The 24,408-nt window shown below is 56.6% G+C and carries 26 protein-coding genes, 2 rRNA genes and 4 pseudogenes; 2 read left to right on the top strand and 30 right to left on the bottom strand.

What is annotated here, in order from left to right; translation table 11 throughout:
- The 4 genes from OMP38_RS30760 to OMP38_RS30745 all read right to left on the bottom strand — a co-directional run.
- Positions 1 to 2,950, bottom strand: a 23S ribosomal RNA gene (locus OMP38_RS30760); the annotation flags it as partial.
- 581 nt (positions 2,951 to 3,531) lie between these two features.
- A 16S ribosomal RNA gene (locus OMP38_RS30755) occupies positions 3,532 to 5,084 on the bottom strand.
- Positions 5,085 to 5,424: 340 nt separating this feature from the next.
- A complete protein-coding gene (locus tag OMP38_RS30750) occupies positions 5,425 to 5,649 on the bottom strand; it encodes a hypothetical protein (protein ID WP_217597906.1) in 225 nt (74 codons plus the stop codon).
- A 113-nt stretch (positions 5,650 to 5,762) separates the two neighbouring features.
- The gene (locus OMP38_RS30745; protein WP_277568465.1) at positions 5,763 to 6,305 is read right to left on the bottom strand and encodes a stage II sporulation protein M; all 543 of its coding nucleotides are present in this window, start codon (positions 6,303 to 6,305) and stop codon (positions 5,763 to 5,765) included.
- 188 nt (positions 6,306 to 6,493) lie between these two features.
- On the opposite strand from OMP38_RS30745, the gene pdaB reads away from it, so the two are divergent.
- Positions 6,494 to 7,279, top strand: a complete 786-nt coding sequence (pdaB, locus tag OMP38_RS30740) for a polysaccharide deacetylase family sporulation protein PdaB (protein WP_277568463.1) — start codon at positions 6,494 to 6,496, stop codon at positions 7,277 to 7,279.
- Between the two features lie 11 nt (positions 7,280 to 7,290).
- On the opposite strand, the gene OMP38_RS30735 is transcribed toward pdaB, so the two are convergent.
- Positions 7,291 to 7,914, bottom strand: a complete 624-nt coding sequence (locus OMP38_RS30735; protein WP_277568462.1) for a KinB-signaling pathway activation protein — start codon at positions 7,912 to 7,914, stop codon at positions 7,291 to 7,293.
- 134 nt (positions 7,915 to 8,048) lie between these two features.
- Here OMP38_RS30735 and gerD point away from each other — a divergent pair, with 134 nt between their 5' ends.
- Positions 8,049 to 8,729, top strand: a complete 681-nt coding sequence (gene gerD / locus OMP38_RS30730; protein WP_277568461.1) for a spore germination lipoprotein GerD — start codon at positions 8,049 to 8,051, stop codon at positions 8,727 to 8,729.
- 65 nt (positions 8,730 to 8,794) lie between these two features.
- On the opposite strand, the pseudogene OMP38_RS30725 reads toward gerD, so the two are convergent.
- From OMP38_RS30725 to rplE, 25 genes and pseudogenes are all read right to left on the bottom strand, one after another.
- A pseudogene (locus OMP38_RS30725) lies at positions 8,795 to 9,920 on the bottom strand (P-loop NTPase).
- A 105-nt stretch (positions 9,921 to 10,025) separates the two neighbouring features.
- Positions 10,026 to 10,775, bottom strand: a complete 750-nt coding sequence (cwlD, locus tag OMP38_RS30720) for an N-acetylmuramoyl-L-alanine amidase CwlD (protein ID WP_277568460.1) — start codon at positions 10,773 to 10,775, stop codon at positions 10,026 to 10,028.
- A gap of 128 nt (positions 10,776 to 10,903) precedes the next feature.
- On the bottom strand, positions 10,904 to 12,082 hold the full coding sequence (gene sat, locus OMP38_RS30715) for a sulfate adenylyltransferase (protein ID WP_277568459.1): 1,179 nt from the start codon (positions 12,080 to 12,082) through the stop codon (positions 10,904 to 10,906).
- Positions 12,083 to 12,112: 30 nt separating this feature from the next.
- A complete protein-coding gene (locus OMP38_RS30710; RefSeq protein ID WP_277568458.1) occupies positions 12,113 to 12,805 on the bottom strand; it encodes a phosphoadenylyl-sulfate reductase in 693 nt (230 codons plus the stop codon).
- A 152-nt stretch (positions 12,806 to 12,957) separates the two neighbouring features.
- On the bottom strand, positions 12,958 to 13,350 hold the full coding sequence (gene rpsI / locus OMP38_RS30705; RefSeq protein WP_217597898.1) for a 30S ribosomal protein S9: 393 nt from the start codon (positions 13,348 to 13,350) through the stop codon (positions 12,958 to 12,960).
- Positions 13,351 to 13,370: 20 nt separating this feature from the next.
- Positions 13,371 to 13,808 carry a 50S ribosomal protein L13 gene (gene rplM / locus OMP38_RS30700; RefSeq protein WP_277533305.1) on the bottom strand — a complete coding sequence of 146 codons (438 nt, stop codon included), beginning with the start codon at positions 13,806 to 13,808 and terminating at the stop codon, positions 13,371 to 13,373.
- Between the two features lie 254 nt (positions 13,809 to 14,062).
- Complete coding sequence (truA, locus tag OMP38_RS30695; RefSeq protein ID WP_277568457.1) at positions 14,063 to 14,866, bottom strand: tRNA pseudouridine(38-40) synthase TruA; 804 nt, start codon at positions 14,864 to 14,866, stop codon at positions 14,063 to 14,065.
- Between the two features lie 223 nt (positions 14,867 to 15,089).
- On the bottom strand, positions 15,090 to 15,455 hold the full coding sequence (rplQ, locus tag OMP38_RS30690) for a 50S ribosomal protein L17 (protein ID WP_090117889.1): 366 nt from the start codon (positions 15,453 to 15,455) through the stop codon (positions 15,090 to 15,092).
- A 44-nt stretch (positions 15,456 to 15,499) separates the two neighbouring features.
- Positions 15,500 to 16,444, bottom strand: coding sequence for a DNA-directed RNA polymerase subunit alpha (locus OMP38_RS30685; protein WP_271754068.1), 945 nt, complete (start codon positions 16,442 to 16,444; stop codon positions 15,500 to 15,502).
- Positions 16,445 to 16,631: 187 nt separating this feature from the next.
- Positions 16,632 to 17,030: a 30S ribosomal protein S11 gene (rpsK, locus tag OMP38_RS30680; RefSeq protein ID WP_217598039.1), complete on the bottom strand. Its 399-nt coding sequence runs from the start codon at positions 17,028 to 17,030 to the stop codon at positions 16,632 to 16,634.
- 19 nt (positions 17,031 to 17,049) lie between these two features.
- Complete coding sequence (gene rpsM, locus OMP38_RS30675; protein ID WP_090117892.1) at positions 17,050 to 17,418, bottom strand: 30S ribosomal protein S13; 369 nt, start codon at positions 17,416 to 17,418, stop codon at positions 17,050 to 17,052.
- Between the two features lie 19 nt (positions 17,419 to 17,437).
- Positions 17,438 to 17,551 (bottom strand): 50S ribosomal protein L36, encoded by a 114-nt coding sequence (rpmJ, locus tag OMP38_RS30670; protein WP_003333770.1) that lies wholly within the window; start codon positions 17,549 to 17,551, stop codon positions 17,438 to 17,440.
- An 87-nt stretch (positions 17,552 to 17,638) separates the two neighbouring features.
- Positions 17,639 to 17,854, bottom strand: a complete 216-nt coding sequence (infA, locus tag OMP38_RS30665) for a translation initiation factor IF-1 (RefSeq protein WP_090117962.1) — start codon at positions 17,852 to 17,854, stop codon at positions 17,639 to 17,641.
- 2 nt (positions 17,855 to 17,856) lie between these two features.
- Positions 17,857 to 18,165, bottom strand: coding sequence for a KOW domain-containing RNA-binding protein (locus OMP38_RS30660; RefSeq protein WP_090117893.1), 309 nt, complete (start codon positions 18,163 to 18,165; stop codon positions 17,857 to 17,859).
- 9 nt (positions 18,166 to 18,174) lie between these two features.
- Entirely contained in the window at positions 18,175 to 18,927 is a 753-nt protein-coding gene (gene map / locus OMP38_RS30655; RefSeq protein WP_090117894.1) for a type I methionyl aminopeptidase, read from the bottom strand.
- A 6-nt stretch (positions 18,928 to 18,933) separates the two neighbouring features.
- Positions 18,934 to 19,579, bottom strand: a pseudogene (locus OMP38_RS30650) (adenylate kinase).
- Positions 19,580 to 19,616: 37 nt separating this feature from the next.
- The gene (gene secY, locus OMP38_RS30645; protein WP_277568456.1) at positions 19,617 to 20,915 is read right to left on the bottom strand and encodes a preprotein translocase subunit SecY; all 1,299 of its coding nucleotides are present in this window, start codon (positions 20,913 to 20,915) and stop codon (positions 19,617 to 19,619) included.
- Positions 20,915 to 21,359, bottom strand: a pseudogene (gene rplO, locus OMP38_RS30640) (50S ribosomal protein L15). The gene secY and the pseudogene rplO overlap by 1 nt, the downstream one beginning before the upstream one ends.
- Positions 21,360 to 21,409: 50 nt before the next feature.
- A complete protein-coding gene (gene rpmD / locus OMP38_RS30635; RefSeq protein ID WP_090117898.1) occupies positions 21,410 to 21,589 on the bottom strand; it encodes a 50S ribosomal protein L30 in 180 nt (59 codons plus the stop codon).
- A gap of 12 nt (positions 21,590 to 21,601) precedes the next feature.
- Positions 21,602 to 22,099 (bottom strand): 30S ribosomal protein S5, encoded by a 498-nt coding sequence (gene rpsE, locus OMP38_RS30630; RefSeq protein ID WP_090117899.1) that lies wholly within the window; start codon positions 22,097 to 22,099, stop codon positions 21,602 to 21,604.
- Positions 22,100 to 22,126: 27 nt separating this feature from the next.
- On the bottom strand, positions 22,127 to 22,492 hold the full coding sequence (gene rplR / locus OMP38_RS30625) for a 50S ribosomal protein L18 (RefSeq protein ID WP_217597976.1): 366 nt from the start codon (positions 22,490 to 22,492) through the stop codon (positions 22,127 to 22,129).
- A 107-nt stretch (positions 22,493 to 22,599) separates the two neighbouring features.
- Entirely contained in the window at positions 22,600 to 23,142 is a 543-nt protein-coding gene (gene rplF / locus OMP38_RS30620; protein ID WP_090117901.1) for a 50S ribosomal protein L6, read from the bottom strand.
- 29 nt (positions 23,143 to 23,171) lie between these two features.
- The gene (rpsH, locus tag OMP38_RS30615) at positions 23,172 to 23,570 is read right to left on the bottom strand and encodes a 30S ribosomal protein S8 (protein WP_090117902.1); all 399 of its coding nucleotides are present in this window, start codon (positions 23,568 to 23,570) and stop codon (positions 23,172 to 23,174) included.
- A 40-nt stretch (positions 23,571 to 23,610) separates the two neighbouring features.
- A pseudogene (locus OMP38_RS30610) lies at positions 23,611 to 23,787 on the bottom strand (type Z 30S ribosomal protein S14); the annotation flags it as partial.
- A gap of 55 nt (positions 23,788 to 23,842) precedes the next feature.
- On the bottom strand, positions 23,843 to 24,385 hold the full coding sequence (rplE, locus tag OMP38_RS30605; RefSeq protein ID WP_090117904.1) for a 50S ribosomal protein L5: 543 nt from the start codon (positions 24,383 to 24,385) through the stop codon (positions 23,843 to 23,845).
- Between the last annotated feature and the right edge of the window lie 23 nt (positions 24,386 to 24,408).

Below are 24,408 nucleotides of genomic sequence, written 5' to 3'. Positions count from 1 at the left end.
AGCCCTCGACCGATTAGTACTCGTCAGCTACACACATTGCTGTGCTTACACCCCGAGCCTATCAACCTCGTGTTCTCCAAGGGGTCTTACATACTGGGAAATCTCCATCTTGAGGCGGGCTTCGCGCTTAGATGCTTTCAGCGCTTATCCCTCCCCCACTTGGCTACCCAGCGATGCTCCTGGCGGAACAACTGGTACACCAGCGGTGCGTCCATCCCGGTCCTCTCGTACTAAGGACAGCCCCTCTTAAATTTCCTACGCCCGCGACAGATAGGGACCGAACTGTCTCACGACGTTCTGAACCCAGCTCGCGTACCGCTTTAATGGGCGGAACGGCCCAACCCTTGGGACCTACTTCAGCCCCAGGATGCGATCGAGCCGACATCGAGGTGCCAAACCTCCCCGTCGATGTGGACTCTTGGGGGAGATAAGCCTGTTATCCCCAGGGTAGCTTTTATCCGGTACGAGCGATAGCCCTTCCCTTGGGTACCGCCGAATAGCTGAGCCCGACTTTCGTCCCTGCTCGACTTGTAGGTCTCGCAGTCCAAGCTCCCCTTATGCCTTTGCACTCTTCGAATGATTTCCAACCATTCTGAGGGATCCTTCGGGCGCCTCCGTTACGCTTTCAGGAGGCGACCGCCCCAGTCAAACTGTCCGCCTGACACGGTCCCTTCACCGGATTCACGGTGACAGGTTAGAACCTAGAATACCGATCAGGGTGGTATCCCAACGGCGCCCTCCACCTAAGTTTGCACTTCTACGGCTTCCTCAGCTCCCACCTATCCTGTACAGACCGTACCCAAGTTCAATATCAAGCTACAGTAAAGCTCCATGGGGTCTTTCCGTCACGTCGCGGGTAACCTGCCATCTTCACAGGTACTGCAGAAAAATTTCACCGGATCTCTCGTTGAGACAGCGCCCAAGTCGTTACGCCATTCGTGCGGGTCAGAATTTACCTGACAAGGAATTTCGCTACCTTAGGACCGTTATAGTTACGGCCGCCGTTTACTGGGGCTTCGGTTCACAGCTTCGGGTTGCCCCTAACCGCTCCCCTTAACCTTCCAGCACCGGACAGGCGTCAGCCCGTATACTTCGCCTTACGGCTTCGCACAGACCTGTGTTTTTGCTGAAACAGTCGCTTGGGCCTATTCACTGCGGCCCCCTCGGGCTATTCACCCTACCGAGGCACCCCTTCTCCCGAAGTTACGGGGTCATTTTGCCGAGTTCCTTAACGAGAGTTCTTCCGCGCGCCTTAGAATTCTCTTCTCGCCTACCTGTGTCGGTTTGTGGTACGGGCACCTTCTCCTGGCTAGAGGCTTTTTCTCGGCAGCGTGAGCACGGAACCTTCGGTATCTGTAATTTTCCCTCCCCATCACAGCTCAAGGTATTAGTGTGCGGATTTGCCTACACACACCCCTCACTGCTTGGACGAGCTATCCATCAGCTCGCGTTCTTGCCCTCCTGCGTCCCCCCATCGCTCGTAACGGATTACGGTGGTACAGGAATTTCAACCTGTTGTCCTTCGACTACGCCTTTCGGCCTCGCCTTAGGTCCCGACTTACCCTGAGCGGACGAACCTTCCTCAGGAACCTTTAGGCTTTCGGCGGACAGGATTCTCACCTGTCTTTTCGTTACTCATACCGGCATTCTCACTTGAATGCAGTCCACCGGTCCTCTCGGTCCGACTTCTACCCGCATTCAACGCTCCCTACCCAAGTACCCTAAGGTACATGCCATAGCTTCGGTGGTGTGTTTAGCCCCGTTACATTTTCGGCGCAGAGTCACTTCGACCAGTGAGCTATTACGCACTCTTTAAATGGTGGCTGCTTCTAAGCCAACATCCTGGTTGTCTTCGCAACTCCACATCCTTTCCCACTTAACACACACTTGGGGACCTTAGCTGATGATCTGGGCTCTTTCCCTCTTGACGACGGATCTTAGCACTCGCCGTCTGACTCCCGAGCATACATCCATGGCATTCGGAGTTTGACTGGACTTGGTAACCCTTGGCCGGGCCCCGCACCCAATCAGTGCTCTACCTCCATGATGCTAAATCTCGAGGCTAGCCCTAAAGCTATTTCGGGGAGAACCAGCTATCTCCGAGTTCGATTGGAATTTCTCCCCTACCCCCACGTCATCCCAGAGCTTTTTCAACGCTCACGAGTTCGGGCCTCCAGTAAGTGTTACCTCACCTTCACCCTGCACAGGGGTAGATCACCCGGTTTCGGGTCTACGACTACGTACTAAAGCGCCCTATTCAGACTCGCTTTCGCTGCGGCTCCGTCTCTCCGACTTAACCTCGCACGTAAACGTAACTCGCCGGTTCATTCTACAAAAGGCACGCCATCACCCCTAGATCGGGCTCTGACTTCTTGTAAGCGCACGGTTTCAGGTTCTTTTTCACTCCGCTCCCGCGGTGCTTTTCACCTTTCCCTCACGGTACTGCTTCACTATCGGTCGCCAGGGAGTATTTAGCCTTGGCAGATGGTCCTGCCGGATTCCCACGGGGTTTCTCGTGTCCCGCGGTACTCGGGATCCGTCTCGGAGGGGGCAGACTTTCGGCTACAGGGCTTTTACCTTCTATGCCGGACCTTTCCAGATCTCTTCGCCTAACCTGCCTCCTTTGTAACTCCATGTGAGACGTCCCACAACCCCTGAGAGCAAGCTCTCAGGTTTGGGCTAATCCGCTTTCGCTCGCCGCTACTGACGGAATCACTCTTGTTTTCTTCTCCTCCAGGTACTTAGATGTTTCAGTTCCCTGGGTGTGCCTTCTCATGAGCTATGTATTCACTCATGGGATGACTGGGCATGACCCCAGCCGGGTTTCCCCATTCGGACATCCCCGGATCAAAGCCTGCTTACGGCTCCCCGAGGCAATTTCGCTGTTCGCCGCGTCCTTCTTAGGCTCCTGGCGCCTAGGCATCCTCCGTGCGCCCTTAATAGCTTAACCTGTCGGCTAAACCACACAAGGCAATGCATGAGAATTTCTAATTTGCGCATTTCGTTTCGCTATCCGGTTTTCAAGGTGCAAACCCCCCCCCCCCCCCCCCCCCCCCCCCGGCCGGGGGGAAGGAAAGAAGAAAAAAAAAAAAAAAAAACCACAAGAACCCCCCCCCCCCCCCCCGGCCCCCCCCCCCCCACCCCCCCCCCAACAGAAAACCCCAAAAAAAAACTAAAATTGGTGCCGGGGTGGCCCCAACAAAACCCCCCCCCCCCCCCCCCCCCCCCCCCCCCGACCCCCCCAAAAAAAAGGCCCCCATTTCCCCCCCCCCCCCCCCCCCCCCACGCTGGTTAATAGAAAAAAAAAAAGAGGGATTGGCGAAGACCGGCTTGGCGACCAGGTCCCTGCCGTCCAAGTGCCATCGGTCGCTGGAAGGCTTAACGGTCGTGTTCGAGATGCGGGGCCCCCCCGCCCCCCCCCCCCCCCCCCCCCAAACCGGTATCGCGGGGAACCCTGAAGGATTTCTCCTTCAAAACTGAACTCGAGCGGTTAAAACAACGGACTTCGTAATGCCCCGAAGGGCTCCTTAGAAAGGAGGTGATCCAGCCGCACCTTCCGATACGGCTACCTTGTTACGACTTCACCCCAATCATCTACCCCACCTTCGACGGCTGGCTCCCTTGCGGGTTACCCCACCGGCTTCGGGTGTTGTAAACTCTCGTGGTGTGACGGGCGGTGTGTACAAGACCCGGGAACGTATTCACCGCGGCATGCTGATCCGCGATTACTAGCAATTCCGACTTCATGCAGGCGAGTTGCAGCCTGCAATCCGAACTGAGACCGGCTTTGGTAGGATTGGCTCCGTCTCGCGACTTCGCAGCCCGTTGTACCGGCCATTGTAGTACGTGTGTAGCCCAGGTCATAAGGGGCATGATGATTTGACGTCATCCCCGCCTTCCTCCGGTTTGTCACCGGCAGTCGATCTAGAGTGCCCACCCAAAGTGCTGGCAACTAAATCCAAGGGTTGCGCTCGTTGCGGGACTTAACCCAACATCTCACGACACGAGCTGACGACAACCATGCACCACCTGTCTCCTCTGTCCCGAAGGAAAGGTCTATCTCTAGACCGGTCAGAGGGATGTCAAGACCTGGTAAGGTTCTTCGCGTTGCTTCGAATTAAACCACATACTCCACTGCTTGTGCGGGTCCCCGTCAATTCCTTTGAGTTTCAGTCTTGCGACCGTACTCCCCAGGCGGAGTGCTTAATGTGTTAACTTCGGCACCGAGGGGTGGACCCCCCCAACACCTAGCACTCATCGTTTACGGCGTGGACTACCAGGGTATCTAATCCTGTTTGCTCCCCACGCTTTCGCGCCTCAGCGTCAGTTACAGTCCAGAGAGCCGCCTTCGCCACTGGTGTTCCTCCACATCTCTACGCATTTCACCGCTACACGTGGAATTCCGCTCTCCTCTTCTGCACTCAAGTCTCCCAGTTTCCAGTGCATCACGGGGTTGAGCCCCGCACTTAGACACCAGACTTAAAAGACCGCCTGCGCGCGCTTTACGCCCAATAATTCCGGACAACGCTTGCCCCCTACGTATTACCGCGGCTGCTGGCACGTAGTTAGCCGGGGCTTTCTTCTCAGGTACCGTCATCGAATGAGTAGTTACCTCACCCTTATTCTTCCCTGGCAACAGAGCTTTACGACCCGAAAGCCTTCCTCACTCACGCGGCGTTGCTCCATCAGGCTTGCGCCCATTGTGGAAGATTCCCTACTGCTGCCTCCCGTAGGAGTCTGGGCCGTGTCTCAGTCCCAGTGTGGCCGTTCACCCTCTCAGGTCGGCTACGCATCGTCGCCTTGGTGAGCCGTTACCCCACCAACTAGCTAATGCGCCGCAGGCCCATCCCAAAGCCACAGCTTGCACCGTGTTTCTCAACCCAGTCATGCGACCAAGTTGCCTATCCGGTCTTAGCATTCGTTTCCGAATGTTATCCCGGTCTTTGGGGCAGGTTGCCTACGTGTTACTCACCCGTCCGCCGCTAACCAAGTTTGCAGCAAGCTGCAAACAAGATCCGCTCGACTTGCATGTATTAGGCACGCCGCCAGCGTTCGTCCTGAGCCAGGATCAAACTCTCCATAAAGGTAAGCTTGACTTGCTCATTTCATTGCTGGTATAACTTTTGCCTCAGCCCCGAAAGGCTTCAGCGTCCGTTTGTTTTAACGCTCGATGTTCAGTTTTCAAGGAGCAATCTCGTCCGTCGCTTGCGATATTGCCTCGCAACGGCGACTTTTATAATATATCACAGCGGGCCCAGACCTTGCAACTTGTAAGATATGTAAATCATCTTAACCTTTGCCGCAAGCGCTTGTCCGCTCTCCCCTTCAGGAGGGGCGTTAGATAATTTATCATATTCCGTCGTATATCGTCAACCCTTAATTTCGCCGCCTTTTAATCTTTTATTTCGCCACGTTCTGGGCCTTTCAAGAGCGTTGATTGCGAAGCCCCGACGCATACCTGGACAGCTCCCTCGGCGCAGCGATCCTCGCATACATTCTGAAAATCGTCTTGTATCGCTTGAAGATCGCTTCCTTTACGGGGCCTTCCATTCTCCGGTCTCCCAGATCGAGCAGCATCTCGTCAAGTTCCTTGCGGAGCATATAGTCCAGCTCTCTGCATTCTTTATCTGTGAACATCATTCCCAGCATCCTACCGTTGGCCTCCTGTGCAATCCCAGCATCGCGTGCGGCGGTCCGCCTTTAAGCGTTTTACTGTTATGCACCAATTCAGCCTGAAATATGACAGAGGGCGTCGCAAAAAATCAGGACTTCACCAGATAAAGCGTAAGGGTGCTTTCGATTACGGCCGCTACAAGCAGCAAAATCGCTACGACGGCATAGATCGCGATCGAGCCTTTCATCGCTTCGGCGAATCTTGCCCAAGGCTTAGGCTTGTTCGTCATGGAACGTCCGATGCCCTGCAGCAGCCGGACGCCAAGCAGAATCCCGTATGCGCCCGCCAGAAACACGGCCGGAAGCTCCAGTATTCCGTGTGGCAGTATTCCTTTCAGGATTAACGACCAAAGGTCGGCACCTTCATTCGCCAACTGTCCGAACAGATAGCCCATGACCAAGCCGTTTAAAGCCAGCGTAAACAACGGCATGATGCTTGCCGCAATCCCGAGGTACATCGCAAATGCCGTAGCAACGAGATTGTTGACAAGAATCAGCCAGAACATCGAAAGGCTCACATTGTCGGATTCGTTAGCCTGCTTGGCGATTTTGCTTATGTTTTCGAGCTGTTTGTCCAACCAGGCGATGTCCCCGTGCGACATGGCGCCTACGAAAAGGCCAGCCAAAAAGATGACGGCTGCCGCCCAGAAGTAGGGCTTAACGTCCGTCCATGCTTGCAGAAGCGTTTTTTTTGATCAAATTGAATCTCCCCTTCGCGACCGTATCATAACTTGCCATGGGTCAAGCATACATTGCAATTAGAACAAGCTGTAGCGTCCAAGCCTTATTCTAACTTCTAATCGAGAGGGGATCGGAAATCATGAACTACTTTTTCGTATGGAGCGGCCGCCGCATCAAGCGGTACTTTTTCCTCACGCTCGCCATACTGCTGTCCGCGGGGGTGATCTGGACGGAAAGGGACAATATCAGCGTATTCGCCCCGCATCCGCCGGCTGCCGTATACAGCGTGCCGACGGACCGCAAAATCGTCGCGCTAACGTTCGATATTAGCTGGGGAGAAAAAAGAGCGCAGCCGATTTTGGACATCCTTAAAGAGAAGAACGTGAAAAACGTGACGTTTTTCCTCTCTTCGCCTTGGAGCAAGACGCATCCGGACATCGTGCAGAACATCGTGGACGGCGGCTATGAGATCGGCAGCCACGGCCATAAGCACGTGAACTACAGCCAACTGAGCGACGATGAGATTCGCAAGCAGATTCAGACCGCGCATGGCATGCTCTCCGACCAGACCGGAAAAAGCCCGAACCTGATCCGGATGCCGAACGGCGACTTCGACAAGCGGGTATTAAGAATCGCGGAGGACATGAACTACAAAGTCATTCAGTGGGATACGGATTCGCTGGACTGGAAAAACCCCGGCGTCAACACGATCGTGCAGCGCGTCGTGACCAAAGCCCATCCCGGGGACATCATCCTGCTGCATGCCAGCGATTCCTGCCTCCAAACGCATGAAGCGCTGCCGCAAATCATCGATCAACTGCGAGCCAAAGGCTATGAATTCGTCACGGTCTCTCAATTGATGAGCCAGACGGATACCAAGGGCCAGACCGTCCAAGACAAGCAAACGTGGAATCAAGTCGCCTGATTGAAGTTTAGTTAGTGGCTGCCCGCTTCGGCCTTGATTTTCTGCGCCGTGCCCGGGACGCTCAAGATATGGTGCAGGCGCAGAATCTGGTATGCGTTGCAGACGAAGATCGGAACCAATGTAAACGTCAGCTGCGTCCACAGTCCGCCGGACCGGAAGCCGGGCAAGCCTTCGATCGTCGTCACCGCGATCATGTAAAACAAAGTCGGAATCCAAGCGCCGGACGTCGTCTCCTTGACCTTGCGCCAAGCGACCGCGAGCGCCCCGAGCGACAGCAGCAGCGGAACGATCCAATATGCGTTGGGCGGAAACTCGCTGTCATGCGTCCAGTATACGATCTCAGCGAGCACGAATAATGCGACGAAGCCTTGAAGCGCCACCCATAGATACGGACGTTTGATAATGCTTCGGGCAATGTAATTCAGCATTAGATATGCAAAAAAGCCCATATGCGCGAAAGCGCCGAACGAAAGGCCAGCCAGCGCCATCATAATTAGATTAAAGGTCCAGCCTTTCGCGCCGCCGATTTGAAAATTCGGATCGCAAACCATCATCACGACGCCGGTAATCAGAGCCGCTCCGCCTCCGATGAGGATCGTCGTGCCGAACAAGGTCATCCATTTACGCAAATTCAATTGTATTCCTCCCCCCGTCAGTACAAAAACATTTTACCATGTCCGTCCCAAAAAAGCCATGAAGTCTTCCTTATAATCGGCCTGCCGAAGTCGCATACTACGTTCAAATTCCCGGAAAGGGTGATGAACGCAATATGCGGCTTCGCTTATGGTGGACCGGCCTCGCCCTGACGGCCGTCATCCTGCTCTCTTCCTGCGGTCCGGAATCCAGTGCCAGCAGCGAGCAGATGAGTTATAAAGACGTCAAATCGATGGTGATCGACATCCTGGGCTCGCAGGAAGCGCAAGAAGCGCTGGACAAAGCATCGAAGGAAAAGTACGGAACCAGCTCCCTGCACGCGCAATCCTTGACTCCTTCAGACCAGGAACAGATCCGCACGGCAGTGAAGGACGTGCTAACCTCTTCTAATTATTCGAAGGTGCTTCGCGAGATCATGACCGACACGAAGTTCGCGGGCGAATTCGCCAAAGCGGTCAGCAAGGACAACAAGCAGATTCATAAGGACTTGCTTAAGGATCCGACGTACCAACAGGAGCTCGTGAACGTATTTAAAACGGGCGATATGAAAACCGTGCTGTTCGAAACGACCAAGACGGCCGAATACCGCAAGCAAATGATGAGCGCGGTTGGCGAGGCGATTCAAAATCCGGTATTCAAACTGGAGCTCATGAAAATTCTTCAAGACGTGGTCAAGGAGGAACTGACGCCGAAGCCTACGGAATCCAAAGGCGAGTCCTCGTCCGGAGGCGGCGAAAGCGGAGGCCAGGGCGGAGGCGGAAGCGGCGATCAGTCGGGAAGCGGCGGCGGTCAATAAGCCGAGCATACGAAAAAGGCAAAAAACAACCGTCGGCGCTGGATGCGCCGGCGGTTGCTTTCGTTTTATTTGCCGCAGCGGGCAATGACCTCGTCCGCCAGGGCTAAGTATTCGCGGCCCGTCGGATTGTCGGCCTTGTACACGGAAGGCGAGTAGTCGGGCTCCGAAGGGTGATTGTCCGGCGCGCCGAGCGGAAATTGCGCAAGCAGCGACGTATGCAGCGTATCGGCGAGCATGCCGCCTCCGCCTCTGCCGAACACATAATCGCGCTCGCCGTTTTTTTCATACCAAGCCATGTTCTCGACGACGCCGAGGATCTCATGCTCGGTCTTGATCGCCATCGCGCCTGCGCGCGCCGCGACGAAAGCAGCGGTCGCGTGCGGCGTCGTCACGATGATCTCCTTGCTCTTCGGCAGCATCTGGTGTACGTCCAGCGCGATGTCGCCCGTGCCCGGCGGCAGGTCGAGCAGCAAGTAATCAAGCTCGCCCCAATCGATATCGTTAAAAAAAGTTACGTAGCATCCTGCCGAGCATCGGACCGCGCCAGACGATCGGGCTGTTGTCCTCGACGAAGAAGCCCATCGATATGACCTTGACGCCGAACCGCTCGATCGGCTTGATCTTGTCGCCGACCTGCTCCGGTCGCTCTTCGATCCCCATCATATCCGGCACGCTGAAGCCGTAGATGTCGCCGTCGATCAGACCGACGCGCTTGCCGCGCCGGGCCAATGCGACTGCCAGGTTCACGGTCACCGTAGACTTGCCTACGCCGCCTTTGCCGCTCGCAATCGCGATCGAGACGACCTCGCTGTCCGGTCTCAGCAGCGGATTATGTTCCAGCCCCGCGCTATGCCCCTTGACCGGCGCAGCCTCTTTCTTCGCACCGCCCGCTGCCGACGCTTCGGCTTGTCCGCCTTCGCTGCGCGATTGCGCCTCGTTCTGCTCATGCTCCGTCATCGCCCGAATCCGCACATGAGGCTTGCCCGTATGGATGGCGGCCAATGCCGTCGCGATCTCGGACTCGAGGCGTGCCGCTCCATCCATGCTGTCCGGGTGGAGCACGGCAGTCAGCGAGATACCCGTATCGCGGACGACGATATCCCTAAGCAAGCCTAACCGGGCAAGAGGCTGCTTCAAGGAAGGCTCTTCAAGCTCCTTTAGCGCCTCGATTACTTCTTCTCTCGTTGCCATTCGCGTTTCCGACCTCCAACCGTTGCGCTTTATCTTAAGTGTTTATTATAGCACAACCATGCTTTGCGAATGTGTGTCCGAGACGCAATGTCTCCATGTCGAAATCTAATGGGCAGCCTTCGGAAGCGTAGATTTGTCCTCTCCCTCGGCATATCGGAGAATGCCTCTATAGAGCGCTGCCGCAACTTTCGTCTGATACGCTTCGCCAGCGAGCAGCCTTGATTCGTCGGGATTGGACAGAAAACCGACCTCCACGAGAGCAGCGGGCATCTTCAATGCCTTCAAAAGGTAAACGTTGTCCTTGGTGAGCGCGACGCGGTTCGTATTGCCCACCGACTCCCGGATCTCGGCTTGGACCAATTTCGCGAGTCGGCCTCCCTCCGCATTGGACGGATAATAGAAGGTCTGCGCGCCGGACCATTTGGCCGAGGGTACGCTGTTCATGTGGATCGTAAGTGCAAGGTCCGGATTTTTCCCGATGATAACGGAAGTCCGCTTGAGCAAATCCTGTGTTTTGCGTTTTGAATACCCTTTAACGTCCGAGTCCGCCAGATCATGATCGCCTTCGCGCGTTAAATATACGACGGCCCCGGCCTGTTGCAGGTAATCGCGCAGCTGCAGCACGAGCGCCATGTTGATGTCTTTCTCGATCACGCCGTCTCGGCTCACCGCCCCTCCGTCCAAGCCGCCGTGTCCGGCGTCCAGCACGATCGTCTTGCCCGTGAGCGGCGTCTTCAGATCGCTCTGTCCGCCGGTCTCAAGCGCGGGTATCTCCGCCCATAGCAAAACGCTAAGAAGCGCGACAAGCGCTGCTACGGCCCCTAGACGGACGGCACCTTTACGGGTGATCCACACGACGATCCTTTTTTGGATGTTTGCTGCGCGAATAACGGTGCCCCTCGTTTGGCCGCATAATAAAAACCACCCTGTCCATTTGATGTACGCTACATCTTATGGGACAGGGTGGTTATTTATGATCGGACTTAGCGTGAAGCCGTCTCGGCGGACGCCGACATGCCTTCGATCAAGATCTGAGCGACCTCGGGACGCGAGAACTCAGGCGGCGGGCAAACGCCGTCGCGCAGCAAGGCGCGTACCTTCGTACCGGACAGCGTCAGATGCTCTTCTTTGCCGTGCGGGCACGTCTTGCTCGAAGCCATGTTGCCGCACTTCTTGCAAAAGAAGCTGTGCTCGAAGTACAGCGGCGTAATGCCGAGCTCGTCCGCTGCAAAGGTCTTGAGCAAGTCCTGCGCTTCGTAAGTGCCGTAATAGTCGCCTACGCCGGCATGGTCGCGGCCCACGATGAAGTGGGTACAACCGTAATTTTTGCGTACCATAGCGTGGAAAATCGCCTCGCGCGGACCTGCATAACGCATTGCCGCCGGGAAAACGCCAAGGAACACGCGATCCTTCGGATAATAATTTTCCAGCAAGGCCACATAGGAACGCATGCGTACGTTAGCCGGCACGTCGTCGGACTTGGTCTCGCCCACAAGCGGGTTAAGGAAGAGCGCGTCTACGATCTCCATTGCGCATTTTTGAATGTACTCGTGCGCACGGTGAACCGGATTGCGGGTCTGGAAGCCGACCACCGAGCGCCAACCCTTCTCCGCGAAGATCCGACGGGTTTCGGCCGGATCAAAATAATACTCGCCGAACTTCTCCGGTTGGGGACGGTTCAGCACTTGAATCGGTCCGCCGACATAGACGTTCGGACGCTCCATCAGCTTCACGACGCCAGGATGAGCCAGATCGTCGGTCTTGAACACCTGCACCGCTTCATGCTTCTTGTCCGGCGTGAAGATGCTCTCGATGTCGATGACGCCGTATACGACGCCGTCTTGCTCTCCGATAAGCGCGACGCGGTCACCGACGGCGAGTCCGCCCGCTTGCTCTTCGCTCACCGTCAGCGTGATCGGAATGCTCCAGACGATGCCGTTGGCCAGGCGCATGCCGTCGACGACGCTCTTGTAGTCCTGCTCGTTCATGAAGCCTGTCAACGGGCTAAAGGCGCCGACGCCGATAAGATCAAGATCCGAGATCGTCCATGCGCTGACCTGAATCGACTTGAGGCTGCCGGCTTGCGCAAGCAGTTGCTCTCTCGCTGCGCCTTCAAGCACGCGATTGACCAATACGCCGCCGTGCGGCTGAATCGTACTCATTGAATTAAGCTGCTCCTTTCGCAAAGCCTTTTATTTGTGCAAACCGCATTCGGTCTTCTCTTGACCGGCCCAGCGTCCCGCGCGCGGATCTTCGCCCGGCATGACTTGGCGCGTGCAGTACTCGCAGCCGATGCTCGGGTAATGGTTGTCGTGAAGCGCATTGTAAATAATATTGTTGGAACGGATGTAGTTCCATACGTCGTCGCTCGTCCACGAGGCGATCGGGTTGAACTTGACCAGGCCGAACTTGGTGTCGTATTCGACCTTCTTGGCGTTGGCGCGCGTAGGCGCTTGATCGCGGCGAATACCGGTGATCCATGCTTCGTATTGGCCCAGAATGCGAGTCAACGGCTCGACCTTCCGGATGTTGCAACAAGCATTGGCATCGATCTTCCACAGCTCGGGTCCGTGTTGTCCGGCTTGTTCTTCAGGCGTGATAAGCGGGCTGACGCGGACGAATTCCAGATTATAATAAGCCGCGAGCTTGTCGCGGGTCTCGTAGGTTTCTTTGAAGTGGAAATCGGTGTCCAGGTAGAAAATATCGGTCTTCGGGCTGATTTTCTGCAGCATGTCGACCAGTACGACGTCCTCTGCGCCGAAGCTGCAGGCGAACGTGATGTTCGGGAACGTCTCGACCGCCCAGCGGATGAGCGTCTCCGGAGAAGCATGCTCGAATTCTTCCGCTTTTTCGCGGATCAGCGCTTCTTTTTCAAGCAAATTCATTTTCACTACCCCCCTGTTGACAAGTAGGTGTACCATGCGATGCTTTAGTCCAGTAAATTATACGCTTCCTGATCGGAATATACAAGAATAAAATCGGCATAAAAAAAGCCCCGACGTCGTCCGAAGACGCCGCAGAGGCTTGAGAGCATCGATTAACGCTTGGAGAACTGAGGCGCACGGCGTGCAGCCTTGAGTCCGTACTTCTTACGTTCCTTCATACGCGGATCGCGCGTCAGGAAACCGGCCTTCTTCAGCGAGCCGCGTAGCTCGGGATCGGCCTTCAGAAGAGCGCGGGAAATGCCGTGACGGATTGCGCCGGCTTGACCGGCGATGCCGCCGCCGTTAGCCAGTACGATGATGTCGTACTTGCCAGCGGTCTCGGTCAGGTTCAGCGGTTGCTTAACGATCAGCTTGAGCGTCTCCAGACCGAAGTACTCGTTGATGTCGCGCTTGTTGATCACGATGCGGCCTTCGCCGGGCACGAGACGTACGCGCGCTACCGAATGCTTGCGTCGGCCAGTTCCGATGTATTGCACTTGAGCCATTGGTAGGTCCTCCCTCTCGATTAACCGCGAAGTTCGTAAACTTCAGGTTGTTGTGCTTGGTGCGGGTGCTCAGCGCCAGCGTATACCTTCAGCTTCGTTTGAAGCTGGTGGCCGAGCTTGTTCTTCGGCAACATGCCGTAAACGGCAAGCTCGATGATGCGAGCAGGCTTCTTGGCGATCATATCGCCAGCCGTCGTCGTCTTCAGACCGCCCGGGTAGTGCGAGTGCGTGTAGTACTTCTTTTGTTGAAGCTTCTTGCCCGTGAGGACAATCTTCTCGGCGTTGATAACGATGACGAAATCGCCCGTATCGACATGCGGCGTGAACTCCGGCTTGTGCTTGCCGCGGATCAGCGATGCCGCTTCGGTAGCCAGACGACCCAGCGTCTTGCCTTCAGCGTCGATGACATGCCACTTGCGTTCAACTTCGTTCGTCTTCGCCATGTACGTTGTGCGCATGTTACTTCCTCCTTCAATCCTGCTCTTATCCGTGATCGGCCTATAGGCCTCATCGATTGCGTATCGGTCGGGAAATGCGATTGCTGCTATCGTCCGCTTCTGCGTCTCCATCTTCGGGAAGGAGAATGCGCGGCGCGCGACCGGCCGCTTCGCGTATTCTTCATCGGGGCCGTGGGAAGCCATGAAGAACACACAATGACTATTGTACATGATATCCCTGAACGCCGCAATACTAAATCATGCAATTTAACGCATTAATTATAAGGCGGTTTCCAGTTCAATCCCCACTCGGGCCCGTATTCGACGCTGCACATCGTTAGACCGTAAGGCACGGCCGTCGGACCGCTCCTTGCCCGGTTCTTGGCGGCGAGAATGTCGGCGATGTCTTCCGGCCTTCGCTTGCCTTCTCCAACCTGAAGGATCGTGCCGGAAATAATGCGCACCATATTATACAGAAATCCGTTTCCCGTAACGGTAATATGCGCGACGCCTCTTCCTGAAGCCTCGCTGCCGCCAGAAGCCGCATCTACGCGCAGCGAAGCCTCGTAAAGCGTGCGGACATGGTGCGGCTTGGTGGAGAGCGGCGAAGTGAAGGACGTAAAGTCGTGCTCGCCCAGCAAGTGAGTCAGTCCCTCCCGCATCGCACCGAAGTTCAAAGGTGCCGGATGGTGAAAAACGCGATGCCTGGCGAATACGTCCGGGAAACGGAAGGAATTGATCGAATAGCGGTAGGTTTTGCCCACGGCGCAGCGCCTAGCGTGAAAATCCAGCGCTACCTCGACGGCCGCATGCACGACGATGTCGTTCGGCAATCGCGAATTCAACGCGATCGCCCATCTCTCTGCCGGAATGCTGGATGTCGTCTGAAAGTTTGCTACCTGCCCGAGCGCATGAACGCCGGCATCGGTGCGGCCAGAACCCGTCAACTTGACGCGCTCGCCCGAGAGCATATGGATGGCCTCTTCGATCTTGTCCTGCACCGTATTGCCGCCGGGTTGGCTCTGAAAGCCGTAGTAGCCAGTGCCGTCGTAGCTGACGAGAAGCGCGATGTTGCGCATGCGCCATTCCTCCTTGTGGCACAAAAAAAAGGATGTGCCGAAAGGGTAGCATTCGGTCCATCCTTTTTTGAATTCAAAGCCCCGACCGCCAAAGGCGGCTCGAGCTTGGAATTCCTCCGCGTGAACGGACGCGCGCCTCCCGAAGGAGGGCGAAGCCGTTAACGTCCGCGCAACGGCTTCTCGTCTTGGAAGAGGTCGAAACCGATGCGCATGATCCGCGGAATTAAGCGCGGTCGACGAGCTCGAGATACACCATCGGAGCGGAGTCGCCCCGGCGAGGTCCGAGCTTCAGGATGCGCGTGTAGCCGCCTGCGCGCTCCGCGTAACGCGGCGCGAGATCGGAGAACAGCTTTTGGATCGCGTCCTGTTCGCCGTTCAGCGTCTCGCGACGCACGAATGCCGCCACTTGGCGACGCGCGTGCAGATCGCCACGCTTAGCCAGCGTGATCAGCTTCTCGGCGATGGAGCGAACTTCTTTCGCCTTCGCTTCCGTCGTTTGGATACGTTCGTAAAGGAACAGGTCGGTGACCAGGTCACGGAAGAGCGCCTTCCGCGAACTCGAATCACGACTCAGTTTCTGGTATGCCATCTGTTATTCCCTCCTTGTCGCTTGATGCGGTCTTGTCAGGTCTTCTATTCTTCGAAGCGAAGACCGAGACCGAGTTCTTCGAGCTTCTCTTGCACTTCCTCCAAAGACTTGCGGCCCAGGTTGCGAACCTTCATCATGTCTTCTTCGGTCTTGGTGATCAGCTCTTGAACCGTGTTGATACCGGCGCGCTTCAGGCAGTTGTAAGAGCGAACGGAGAGATCGAGCTCTTCGATGGTCATCTCGAGCACTTTCTCCTTCTTGTCCTCTTCCTTCTCCTTCATCGTCTCGGTATCCTTGGCTTCGTCCGTGAGGCCGACGAACAGCGACAAGTGATCCGTCAGGATCTTGGCGCCCAGACTGACCGCTTCTTCGGGCCGGATGCTGCCGTCGGTCCATACTTCAAGCGTAAGCTTGTCGTAGTTGGTAACCTGACCGACGCGGGTATTCTCGACCTTGTAGTTAACGCGGGTAATCGGCGTGTAGATCGAATCGATCGGAATGACACCGATCGGTTGATCTTCCTTCTTGTTGCGATCCGCCGGGACGTAGCCGCGTCCCTGTCTGGCGAAGATGCGCATGTGAAGACGCGCACCGGAAGCCAGCGTGGCGATATGCAGATCCGGATTAAGGATCTCCACGTCGCTGTCTGCCCGAATATCTCCAGCCGTGATGATGCCCTCGCCTTCAGCATCAATCTCCAGCACCTTCTCCTCGTCGGAATGAATCTTCAGGGAGAGGCGCTTGAGATTGAGGATGATCTCGGTGACGTCCTCAATCACGCCAGGAATGGTGGAGAATTCATGAAGCACGCCATCGATCTGAACCGAAATGACGGCGGCGCCTGGCAGAGACGACAGCAGAATCCGGCGAAGGGAGTTGCCGAGCGTCATGCCATAGCCGCGTTCGAGCGGTTCTACCACGAAGCGTCCGTACCTCTTGTCTTCTTGAATCTCCACCGATTCGATCTTTGGCTTCTCGATCACAATCACAACCAAACCCTCCTTCAAAACGTCGCTGCGTTGCTGACGTTGCCGTTTGTTCGCCCCGTCCGGTCATCCGGGATGACGTACCGTCCCTCAACCAGTATAACCGAATTGGGCAAACCATGTAGTATGCCTAACCATTACAACCATTATTCACAAGTTGTTTTTGTTTGATACCACATAGTGGCGCATATTATACGCGGCGACGCTTCGGAGGACGGCAGCCGTTGTGAGGGATCGGCGTTACGTCTTTAATCATGCTGACTTCAAGACCTGCAGCTTGCAGGGAACGGATCGCGGCTTCGCGGCCGGCGCCAGGACCCTTGACCATGACTTCGACGGCGCGCATGCCGTGTTCCATCGCGGCGCGGGCAGCCGTCTCGGCAGCCATTTGCGCTGCGAACGGCGTGCTCTTACGCGAGCCTTTGAAGCCCATGTTGCCGGAGCTGGCCCAGGAGATCGCGTTGCCGTGCGGATCCGTGATCGTAACGATCGTGTTGTTGAACGTCGAGCGGACGTGCGCGACGCCGGACTCGACGTTTTTCCGATCGCGGCGTTTCGTGCGGACAACCTTCTTGCCTTTTTGTGCCATGCTGATTTATCCTCCCTTCTTACTTCTTCTTGTTCGCTACCGTACGACGCGGACCTTTGCGCGTGCGGGCGTTCGTTTTCGTACGTTGGCCGCGGACAGGCAGGCCGCGACGGTGACGGACACCGCGGTAGCAGCCGATTTCGATCAGGCGCTTGATGTTCAGCGCGATCTCGCGGCGCAGGTCGCCCTCGACCTTTTGCGTCTTGTCGATCGCATCGCGCAGACGAGCGAGCTCGTCTTCGGTCAGATCGCGTACGCGAGTGTCGGGGTTGATTTCTGCCGTAGCAAGAAGCTTCTGGGACGTTGTCTTGCCGATCCCGAAGATGTACGTCAGGGCGATTTCCACGCGCTTGTCGCGCGGGAGGTCAACACCACTAATACGTGCCATATGTTAGGAGCACCTCCTCTTAGCCTTGTTTTTGTTTGTGCTTCGGATTTTCGCAGATAACCATTACGTTACCCTTGCGGCGAATAACTTTGCATTTTTCGCAAATGGGTTTGACCGATGGTCTCACCTTCATGGTAATAGCCTCCTAAAGTGTGCGGCGGCGCTGATGCGCGTATGCGCTTCTTGCTGCCGTCACGTGTGGTTCGGTAGACCGGAAGAACTATTTGCGGTAAGTGATGCGGCCTCGCGTTAGATCATACGGCGAGAGCTGGATCACGACCTTGTCGCCCGTCAGGATTCGGATGAAGTGCATCCGCAGCTTGCCGGAGACATGAGCTAAAATCTCATGGCCGTTCTCTAGCTTTACCCTGAACATCGCGTTCGGCAGCGGTTCGACGACCACGCCTTCCACTTCGATTACGTCCTCTTTGGCCACCGTCATTCTCCTTTCTCTTCAGCATGCGCTTCGAGCCGCCTCATAGCAGTGACGACGGCATGCTTCAGCTTGCCGTTGGTCACGCGTCCGGTGTCCCGAATGCTGCTTGCGACTTCGTCGCTCACGATGCCGACCGATTCGAGATGCAGCACGTTTTTGCGCTTCGGCCGGTCGAACCGGCGCTTGTCGCCGTCCGCGACGATCGCGAATCGTTCGTCGGCGAGGGCGATGACCACCGCCAACTGACCTTCGTCTTTGCCGCGGCGGCTCCTCACGACTTCCCCGGGCGACAGCGATGGCGTCTCCGTCATGGCCGCCGCCTAGTCTTCCGCACGGGTCAGAATCTCGAACCCGTCCTCGGTTACGGCGATGGTGTGCTCAAAGTGCGCGCACAGCGAGCCGTCCACCGTCACGACCGTCCAGTTGTCCGAGAGGGTCCGCACGTAGCGCGAGCCCAGGTTCACCATCGGTTCGATGGCGAGCACCATGCCCGGCTTCAGTCGCGGCCCTCGGTCGGGCACGCCGTAGTTGGGAATCTGCGGTTCTTCGTGAAGTTCGCGTCCGACGCCGTGTCCGACGTATTCCCGCACGACCGACATGCCCGCCTCTTCGATCACCTTCTGGATGCCGTGTGACACCGTGAACAGCCTGACATCCGGCTTCACAAGCGCAAGGCCCGCATACAGCGAGGCTTCGGTCACCTCAAGCAAACGCTGGGCGTCCGCCGAGATGGTGCCGACGCCGTACGTCCAGGCGGAATCGCCATGGTAACCCTTGTACTGCGCGCCGATGTCGATGCTGATGATATCGCCCTCTTGAAGCACCCGGGGACCGGGGAAGCCGTGCACCAGTTCTTCGTTGACCGATGCGCAAATGCTGGATGGAAAACCGTTATAGCCTTTGAAAGACGGAACCGCGTCCTGGCTGCGGATATACGCGTCGGCGATCCGGTCAAGCTCGGCGGTCGTCACGCCCGGACGCACAGCTTCTTTCATCAGCTGATGCGTCTTCGCGACGATCTCTCCGGCCCGTCTCATCAAGTTCAGTTCCGATTCGGACTTGCACACGATCATGGCCGGTTACCCTCTGAGGAGGGAGGAAATATCGGCCGTAACCGCGTCGATGTCCTTCTCCCCGTCCACTTCTCGGAGCAGCCCTTTGCCTTCGTAGTAGGCAAGCAGCGGAGCCGTCTTGCTCGTGTATTCATCCAGCCGGGTGCCGACCTTCTCCTCCGTATCGTCGGAGCGCTGGTACAGCTCTCCGCCATCCTTGTCGCACACGCCCTCGACTTTGGGCGGATTGAAAAGAACGTGATACGTAGCGCCGCAGGTCCGGCAAATTCGTCTGCCCGTCAGGCGCGCGAGCAGACGATCGCGATCCACCTTCAGGTTCACGACGTGATCGATCTTCTTGCCGAGTCCGGCGAGAATCTCGTCAAGCGCTTCGGCCTGCGCCAGCGTGCGGGGGGAAGCCGTCGAGCAGGAATCCCTTGTCGCAGTCGGCCAGGGACAGACGGTCCTTGACGATGCCGTTGGTGACTTCGTCCGGGACGAGGAGGCCTTGATCCACGTACTTCTTGGCTTCGACGCCAAGAGCGGTGCCTTCCTTCATCGCCAGACGGAATGCGTCGCCGGTCGAGATATGCGGCACGCCGAACGAATCGACGATGCGTTCCGCCTGCGTGCCTTTGCCGGCCCCAGGAGGACCCATAAACAGGATGTTCATTGCCGTACCTCCTGAATGTCCCTCATTTTGAAGCAGCTTACTTATTGATGAACCCCTTGTAGTGACGCTTGATCAGGTTGCTCTCGACCTGCTTCATCGTCTCGAGCGCGACGCCGATGACGATCAGCAGCGACGTGCCGCCCAGCTGAACCGACTTCGGAAGACCGAAGGCAGAGCCGAAGATGACGGGAAGGATCGAGATGATAGCCAGGAACAGCGCCCCGGCGAGGGTGATGCGGGTGATGACTCTCATCAGGTAGCCTGCCGTCGGTTTGCCCGGGCGAATGCCTGGGATATAACCGCCGTTCTTCTTCATGTTGTCCGCGAGCTGTTGCGGGTTGAACTGCACGAACGTGTAGAAGAAGGTGAACCCGACAATCAGCAAGATATAGAATACCATACCTAGCGGCTTGTCGTAGTACAGGTGGCTGATGATCCAGTTGGCCCAAGTGTGACCGGCCCAGAATTGGGCGATCGTGATCGGGAACATCAGGAGCGACGAAGCGAAGATGACGGGAATGACGCCCGCGCCGTTAACCTTGAGCGGGATATGCGTCGACTGGCCGCCGTACATCTTCTGTCCGACTACGCGCTTGGCGTATTGGACCGGAATCTTGCGTACGCCCTGCTGGACGAAGATTACGCCGACGATGATCAGCAGGATCACGATCAGAATGATGAGCATCTTCAGGACGGCCCAGAAGATCTGGTCGCCGTTCACGAATTGGTCCTGATAGATCTCTTGGATATACGTCGGAATTCGGGAGACGATCGCCGCGAACATCAGAATCGAGATGCCGTTGCCGATGCCCTTCTCGTTGATCTGCTCGCCGAGCCACATCAGGAAAGCCGTACCGGCCGTAAGCACGATGGCGATCAGGATATAGGTCGCCGGCGACGGATCGATGACCATCTTCGCGCTGTAGATTCGGTTGAAGCCGATCGAAGTCGCGAAAGCTTGGATCAAACCGAGGACAATCGTAAGGTAACGGGTCAACTGCGCCGACTTGCGCTTGCCGATCTCGCCTTCCTTCGCCCACTCCGCGAGCTTCGGAATAACGTCCATGGAGAGGAGCTGCACGATGATCGATGCCGTAATGTACGGCATGATCCCGAGCGCGAAGATCGAGAAATGGAACAGCGCGCCGCCCGAGAACGTATTGAGCAGGCCGAACAGCTCATTGCTTTGCTGATTGGCCTGTTCGAGCACGCTCTTGTCGATGTTCGGCACCGGAATAAAGGAACCGACGCGATAGACGAGCAGTATGAAAAGCGTGAATAGGATCCTCTTGCGAAGGTCCTCGACCTTCCAGATGTTGCTCACGGTAGCGAACATTAGATCACCTCGGAGTTACCGCCGGCGGCCTGGATTTTTTCAGCAGCGGATTTGGAGAACTTGTGGGCTTTAACGGAGATCGCTGCAGTCAGCTCGCCGTTGCCCAGAATCTTGATGCCGTCCTTAGGGTTTTTTTACGATCCCTTCGGAGAGCAGCAGTTCCGGCGTTACTTCCGTGCCGGCTGCGAATCCGCTCAGTTGATCCAGGTTAACAATCGCGTATTCCGTAGCAAAACGGTCGTTGTTGAAGCCGCGCTTCGGAAGTCTGCGGTACAACGGGTTTTGACCGCCTTCGAAGCCGGGGCGTACGCCGCCGCCGGAACGAGCGTTCTGGCCTTTGTGGCCGCGCGTGGACGTCTTGCCCATGCCGCTGCCGATGCCGCGACCGACGCGTTTGCGGCTGAACTTGGATCCAGTTGCAGGAGAAAGTTCATGCAATTTCATCGTTCGTCGCACCTCCTTGATTGATTTTCGTTGCGATTGGCTATATAGCCTTATACTTCTTCGACGGTGATCAGATGGCTAACGGTGTTAACCATGCCGCGGATCGCCGCGTTGTCTTCTTTGACGACCGTCGAGTTCACTTTGCCGAGGCCCAGCGATTTGACGGTTTGGCGTTGGTTCTCAGGACGGCCGATCAAGCTGCGCTTGAGGGTGATCTGCAATTTCGCCATTTTAACCCCTCCTTAACCCAACAGCTCTTCCACGGTTTTGCCGCGGAGCTTGGCTACGTCTTCGGCGCGCTTCAGGCGGGACAGACCTTCCAACGTCGCGTTGATCATGTTCATCGAGTTGGAGGAACCCAGCGATTTCGTCAAAATATCGCCGACGCCGGCCAGTTCGAGTACAGCGCGGACAGGACCGCCCGCGATGACGCCCGTACCTTCGGATGCCGGCTTCAGCAGCACTTTGCCGGCGCCGAAGTGACCGGTAACGGCGTGCGGAATCGTCTTGCCGACAAGCGGAATGAAAATCAAGTTCTTCTTAGCGTCATCGACGCCTTTGCGGATTGCGTCCGGTACTTCGCTGGCTTTGCCGATGCCCGCGCCAACCCAACCTTTGCCGTCGCCTACGACGACAAGTGCGCTGAAGCTAAAGCGACGGCCGCCCTTGACGACTTTGGAAACGCGGTTGATCTGGACCATTTTTTCGGTAAGTTCCAGGGTATTAGGATCTACACGCAAGTCGTTAACCTCCTTGTTTGCGTAATATTAGAACTGAAGACCGGCTTCGCGAGCCGCGTCCGCCAGTGCTTGAATGCGTCCGTGGTACAGGTAACCGCCGCGGTCGAATACGATGCTCTCGTATCCCTTCGCCTTAGCGCGCTCTGCTACCAGTTGACCGACCTTAGCAGCCGCTTCGACGCTGCCGCCGTTGCCGATCTCGCCGATTTCCTTATCCAGCGTGGATGCCGATGCCAGGGTCACGCCCTTGACGTCGTCGATCAGCTGCGCATAGATATGCTTGGAAGAACGGAACACGGAGAGGCGCGGACGTTCGTTCGTGCCGCTGATCTTCTTGCGCACGCGCAGGTGACGCTTCAGACGGGCTTTGTTCTTGTCGCCTTTGGTAATCATTCCGGGGTTCACTCCCTTCTCGCTTCGCTATCCGACCGGTTTCAGGCAACGGATCGCCGTGTGCCGGCCGAGTGCCATATCCTGAAGCGGCCCGATGCCGCCTTTCATTACTTCTTCTTGCCGGCTTTGCCTTCCTTGCGGATGATGCGTTCGCCTTCGTACTTGATGCCTTTGCCCTTGTATGGCTCCGGCGGACGAACTTCGCGGATCTTCGCTGCGATCGCGCCGACCGCTTCCTTGTCGATGCCGCGAACCGTGATACGGTTCTGAGCCGGTACGTCGAACTCGATGCCGCCTGCTGCCAGGAATTCGACCGGGTGCGAGTAGCCGACGTTCAGGACGAGCTTCTCGCCTTGCTTGCTGGCACGGTAACCGACGCCGACAAGCTCAAGGTTCTTGGCGAAGCCTTCGGTAACGCCGCTTACCATGTTGGCGACGACGGAGCGCGTCGTGCCGTGCAGGGCGCGGTGTTCTTTGTTGTCGGAAGGACGTTCGACGTTGATGACGCCTTCTTCGACGACCAGCTTCATGTCTTTATGCAGTTCGCGGCTCAGCGTGCCCTTGGGGCCCTTTACCGTGATGACGTTGTTGTCCAGGTTCACGTTCACGCCGTTTGGCACCTGGATGGGTTTGCGTCCGATACGGGACATTGGTACACCTCCTAACTTGTCGCTTTAAATTACCAGACGTAGCAAAGGACTTCGCCGCCGGCTTTCCCTTGACGGGCTTCCTTGTCGGTGATGATGCCTTTGGACGTCGAGATGATCGCGATGCCGAGGCCGCCGAGTACGCGCGGTACTTCGTTCGACTTCGTGTAGACGCGCAGGCCGGGCTTGCTGATGCGCTTCAGGCCCGTGATGACGCGCTCGTTGTTCGGTCCGTACTTCAAGAAGATGCGGATCAAACCTTGCTTGTTGTCTTCGACGTATTCGGCGTCGCGGATAAAGCCTTCGCGCTTCAAGATCTCAGCAATTTGCTTCTTGACCGTAGACGCAGGCAGCTCCACCGATTCGTGGCGGACGAGATTCGCGTTGCGAATGCGCGTCAGCATATCTGCAATGGGATCAGACATAACCATGGGGTAAACCTCCTTCCCGAACTAGGCTGATTACCAGCTCGCTTTTTTTAACGCCAGGAATCTGGCCTTTGTATGCCAACTCGCGGAAACAAATCCGGCAAATTTTAAACTTTTGCAGCACGGAGTGCGGACGTCCGCAGCGCTCGCACCGCGTGTAAGCCCGAACTTGGAACTTCGGCGGACGTTGCTGCTTGATTTTCATCGACGTTTTTGCCACTTTGCTTTCACACCTCCCGTAGGGTACCTTGGCTTGATAGCCAGGCTCGGCGGAGTTACTTCACGAACGGTGCGCCCAGTTGGGTCAGCAGTTCGCGCGCTTCTTCGTCCGTATTCGCCGTCGTGACGATGACGATGTCCATCCCGCGGACCTTATCGATCTTGTCGTATTCGATCTCGGGGAAGATCAGTTGCTCCTTCAAGCCGAGCGTGTAGTTGCCGCGACCGTCGAACGATTTGCTCGAGATGCCGCGGAAGTCACGTACGCGAGGAAGCGAGATGTTGAACAGCTTGTCGAGGAAGTAATACATGCGGTCGCCGCGCAGCGTGACCTTTACGCCGATCGGCGCGTTTTCACGAAGGCGGAAGCCTGCGATGGACTTCTTCGCACGGGTGATGACCGGCTTTTGGCCGGCGATCTTTTGAAGATCTTCGACCGCTGCGTCCAGAACCTTGGAGTTCGAGACCGCTTCGCCGACGCCCATGTTGATGACGACCTTCTCGATCTTCGGCACTTGCATGACCGATTTGTAGCTGAACTTCTGCACGAGTGCAGGCGCGATTTCAGCGTTGTAACGTTCTTTCATTCTTGCTGCCATGTGTCACAGTGACCTCCTTTCTT

It is taken from the genome of Cohnella ginsengisoli (genome assembly GCF_029525555.1).
GTDB classification, from domain to species: Bacteria; Bacillota; Bacilli; order Paenibacillales; family Paenibacillaceae; genus Cohnella; species Cohnella ginsengisoli.
Note: the sequence above shows the minus strand (reverse complement) of the source record. Positions and strands in the feature narration are given on the sequence as shown.

Excerpts from the sequence above, each read along its gene's own strand:
- OMP38_RS30750 (WP_217597906.1), bottom strand. The coding sequence starts at position 5,649 with ATGCTGGGAATGATGTTCACAGATAAAGAATGCAGAGAGCTGGACTAT.
- pdaB (WP_277568463.1), top strand. The coding sequence starts at position 6,494 with ATGAACTACTTTTTCGTATGGAGCGGCCGCCGCATCAAGCGGTACTTT.
- gerD (WP_277568461.1), top strand. The coding sequence starts at position 8,049 with ATGCGGCTTCGCTTATGGTGGACCGGCCTCGCCCTGACGGCCGTCATC.
- sat (WP_277568459.1), bottom strand. The coding sequence starts at position 12,082 with ATGAGTACGATTCAGCCGCACGGCGGCGTATTGGTCAATCGCGTGCTT.
- OMP38_RS30710 (WP_277568458.1), bottom strand. The coding sequence starts at position 12,805 with ATGAATTTGCTTGAAAAAGAAGCGCTGATCCGCGAAAAAGCGGAAGAA.
- rpsI (WP_217597898.1), bottom strand. The coding sequence starts at position 13,350 with ATGGCTCAAGTGCAATACATCGGAACTGGCCGACGCAAGCATTCGGTA.
- rplM (WP_277533305.1), bottom strand. The coding sequence starts at position 13,808 with ATGCGCACAACGTACATGGCGAAGACGAACGAAGTTGAACGCAAGTGG.
- truA (WP_277568457.1), bottom strand. The coding sequence starts at position 14,866 with ATGCGCAACATCGCGCTTCTCGTCAGCTACGACGGCACTGGCTACTAC.
- rplQ (WP_090117889.1), bottom strand. The coding sequence starts at position 15,455 with ATGGCATACCAGAAACTGAGTCGTGATTCGAGTTCGCGGAAGGCGCTC.
- rpsK (WP_217598039.1), bottom strand. The coding sequence starts at position 17,030 with ATGGCACAAAAAGGCAAGAAGGTTGTCCGCACGAAACGCCGCGATCGG.
- rpsM (WP_090117892.1), bottom strand. The coding sequence starts at position 17,418 with ATGGCACGTATTAGTGGTGTTGACCTCCCGCGCGACAAGCGCGTGGAA.
- rpmJ (WP_003333770.1), bottom strand. The coding sequence starts at position 17,551 with ATGAAGGTGAGACCATCGGTCAAACCCATTTGCGAAAAATGCAAAGTT.
- OMP38_RS30660 (WP_090117893.1), bottom strand. The coding sequence starts at position 18,165 with ATGACGGAGACGCCATCGCTGTCGCCCGGGGAAGTCGTGAGGAGCCGC.
- map (WP_090117894.1), bottom strand. The coding sequence starts at position 18,927 with ATGATCGTGTGCAAGTCCGAATCGGAACTGAACTTGATGAGACGGGCC.
- secY (WP_277568456.1), bottom strand. The coding sequence starts at position 20,915 with ATGTTCGCTACCGTGAGCAACATCTGGAAGGTCGAGGACCTTCGCAAG.
- rpmD (WP_090117898.1), bottom strand. The coding sequence starts at position 21,589 with ATGGCGAAATTGCAGATCACCCTCAAGCGCAGCTTGATCGGCCGTCCT.
- rplR (WP_217597976.1), bottom strand. The coding sequence starts at position 22,492 with ATGATTACCAAAGGCGACAAGAACAAAGCCCGTCTGAAGCGTCACCTG.
- rplF (WP_090117901.1), bottom strand. The coding sequence starts at position 23,142 with ATGTCCCGTATCGGACGCAAACCCATCCAGGTGCCAAACGGCGTGAAC.
- rpsH (WP_090117902.1), bottom strand. The coding sequence starts at position 23,570 with ATGGTTATGTCTGATCCCATTGCAGATATGCTGACGCGCATTCGCAAC.
- rplE (WP_090117904.1), bottom strand. The coding sequence starts at position 24,385 with ATGGCAGCAAGAATGAAAGAACGTTACAACGCTGAAATCGCGCCTGCA.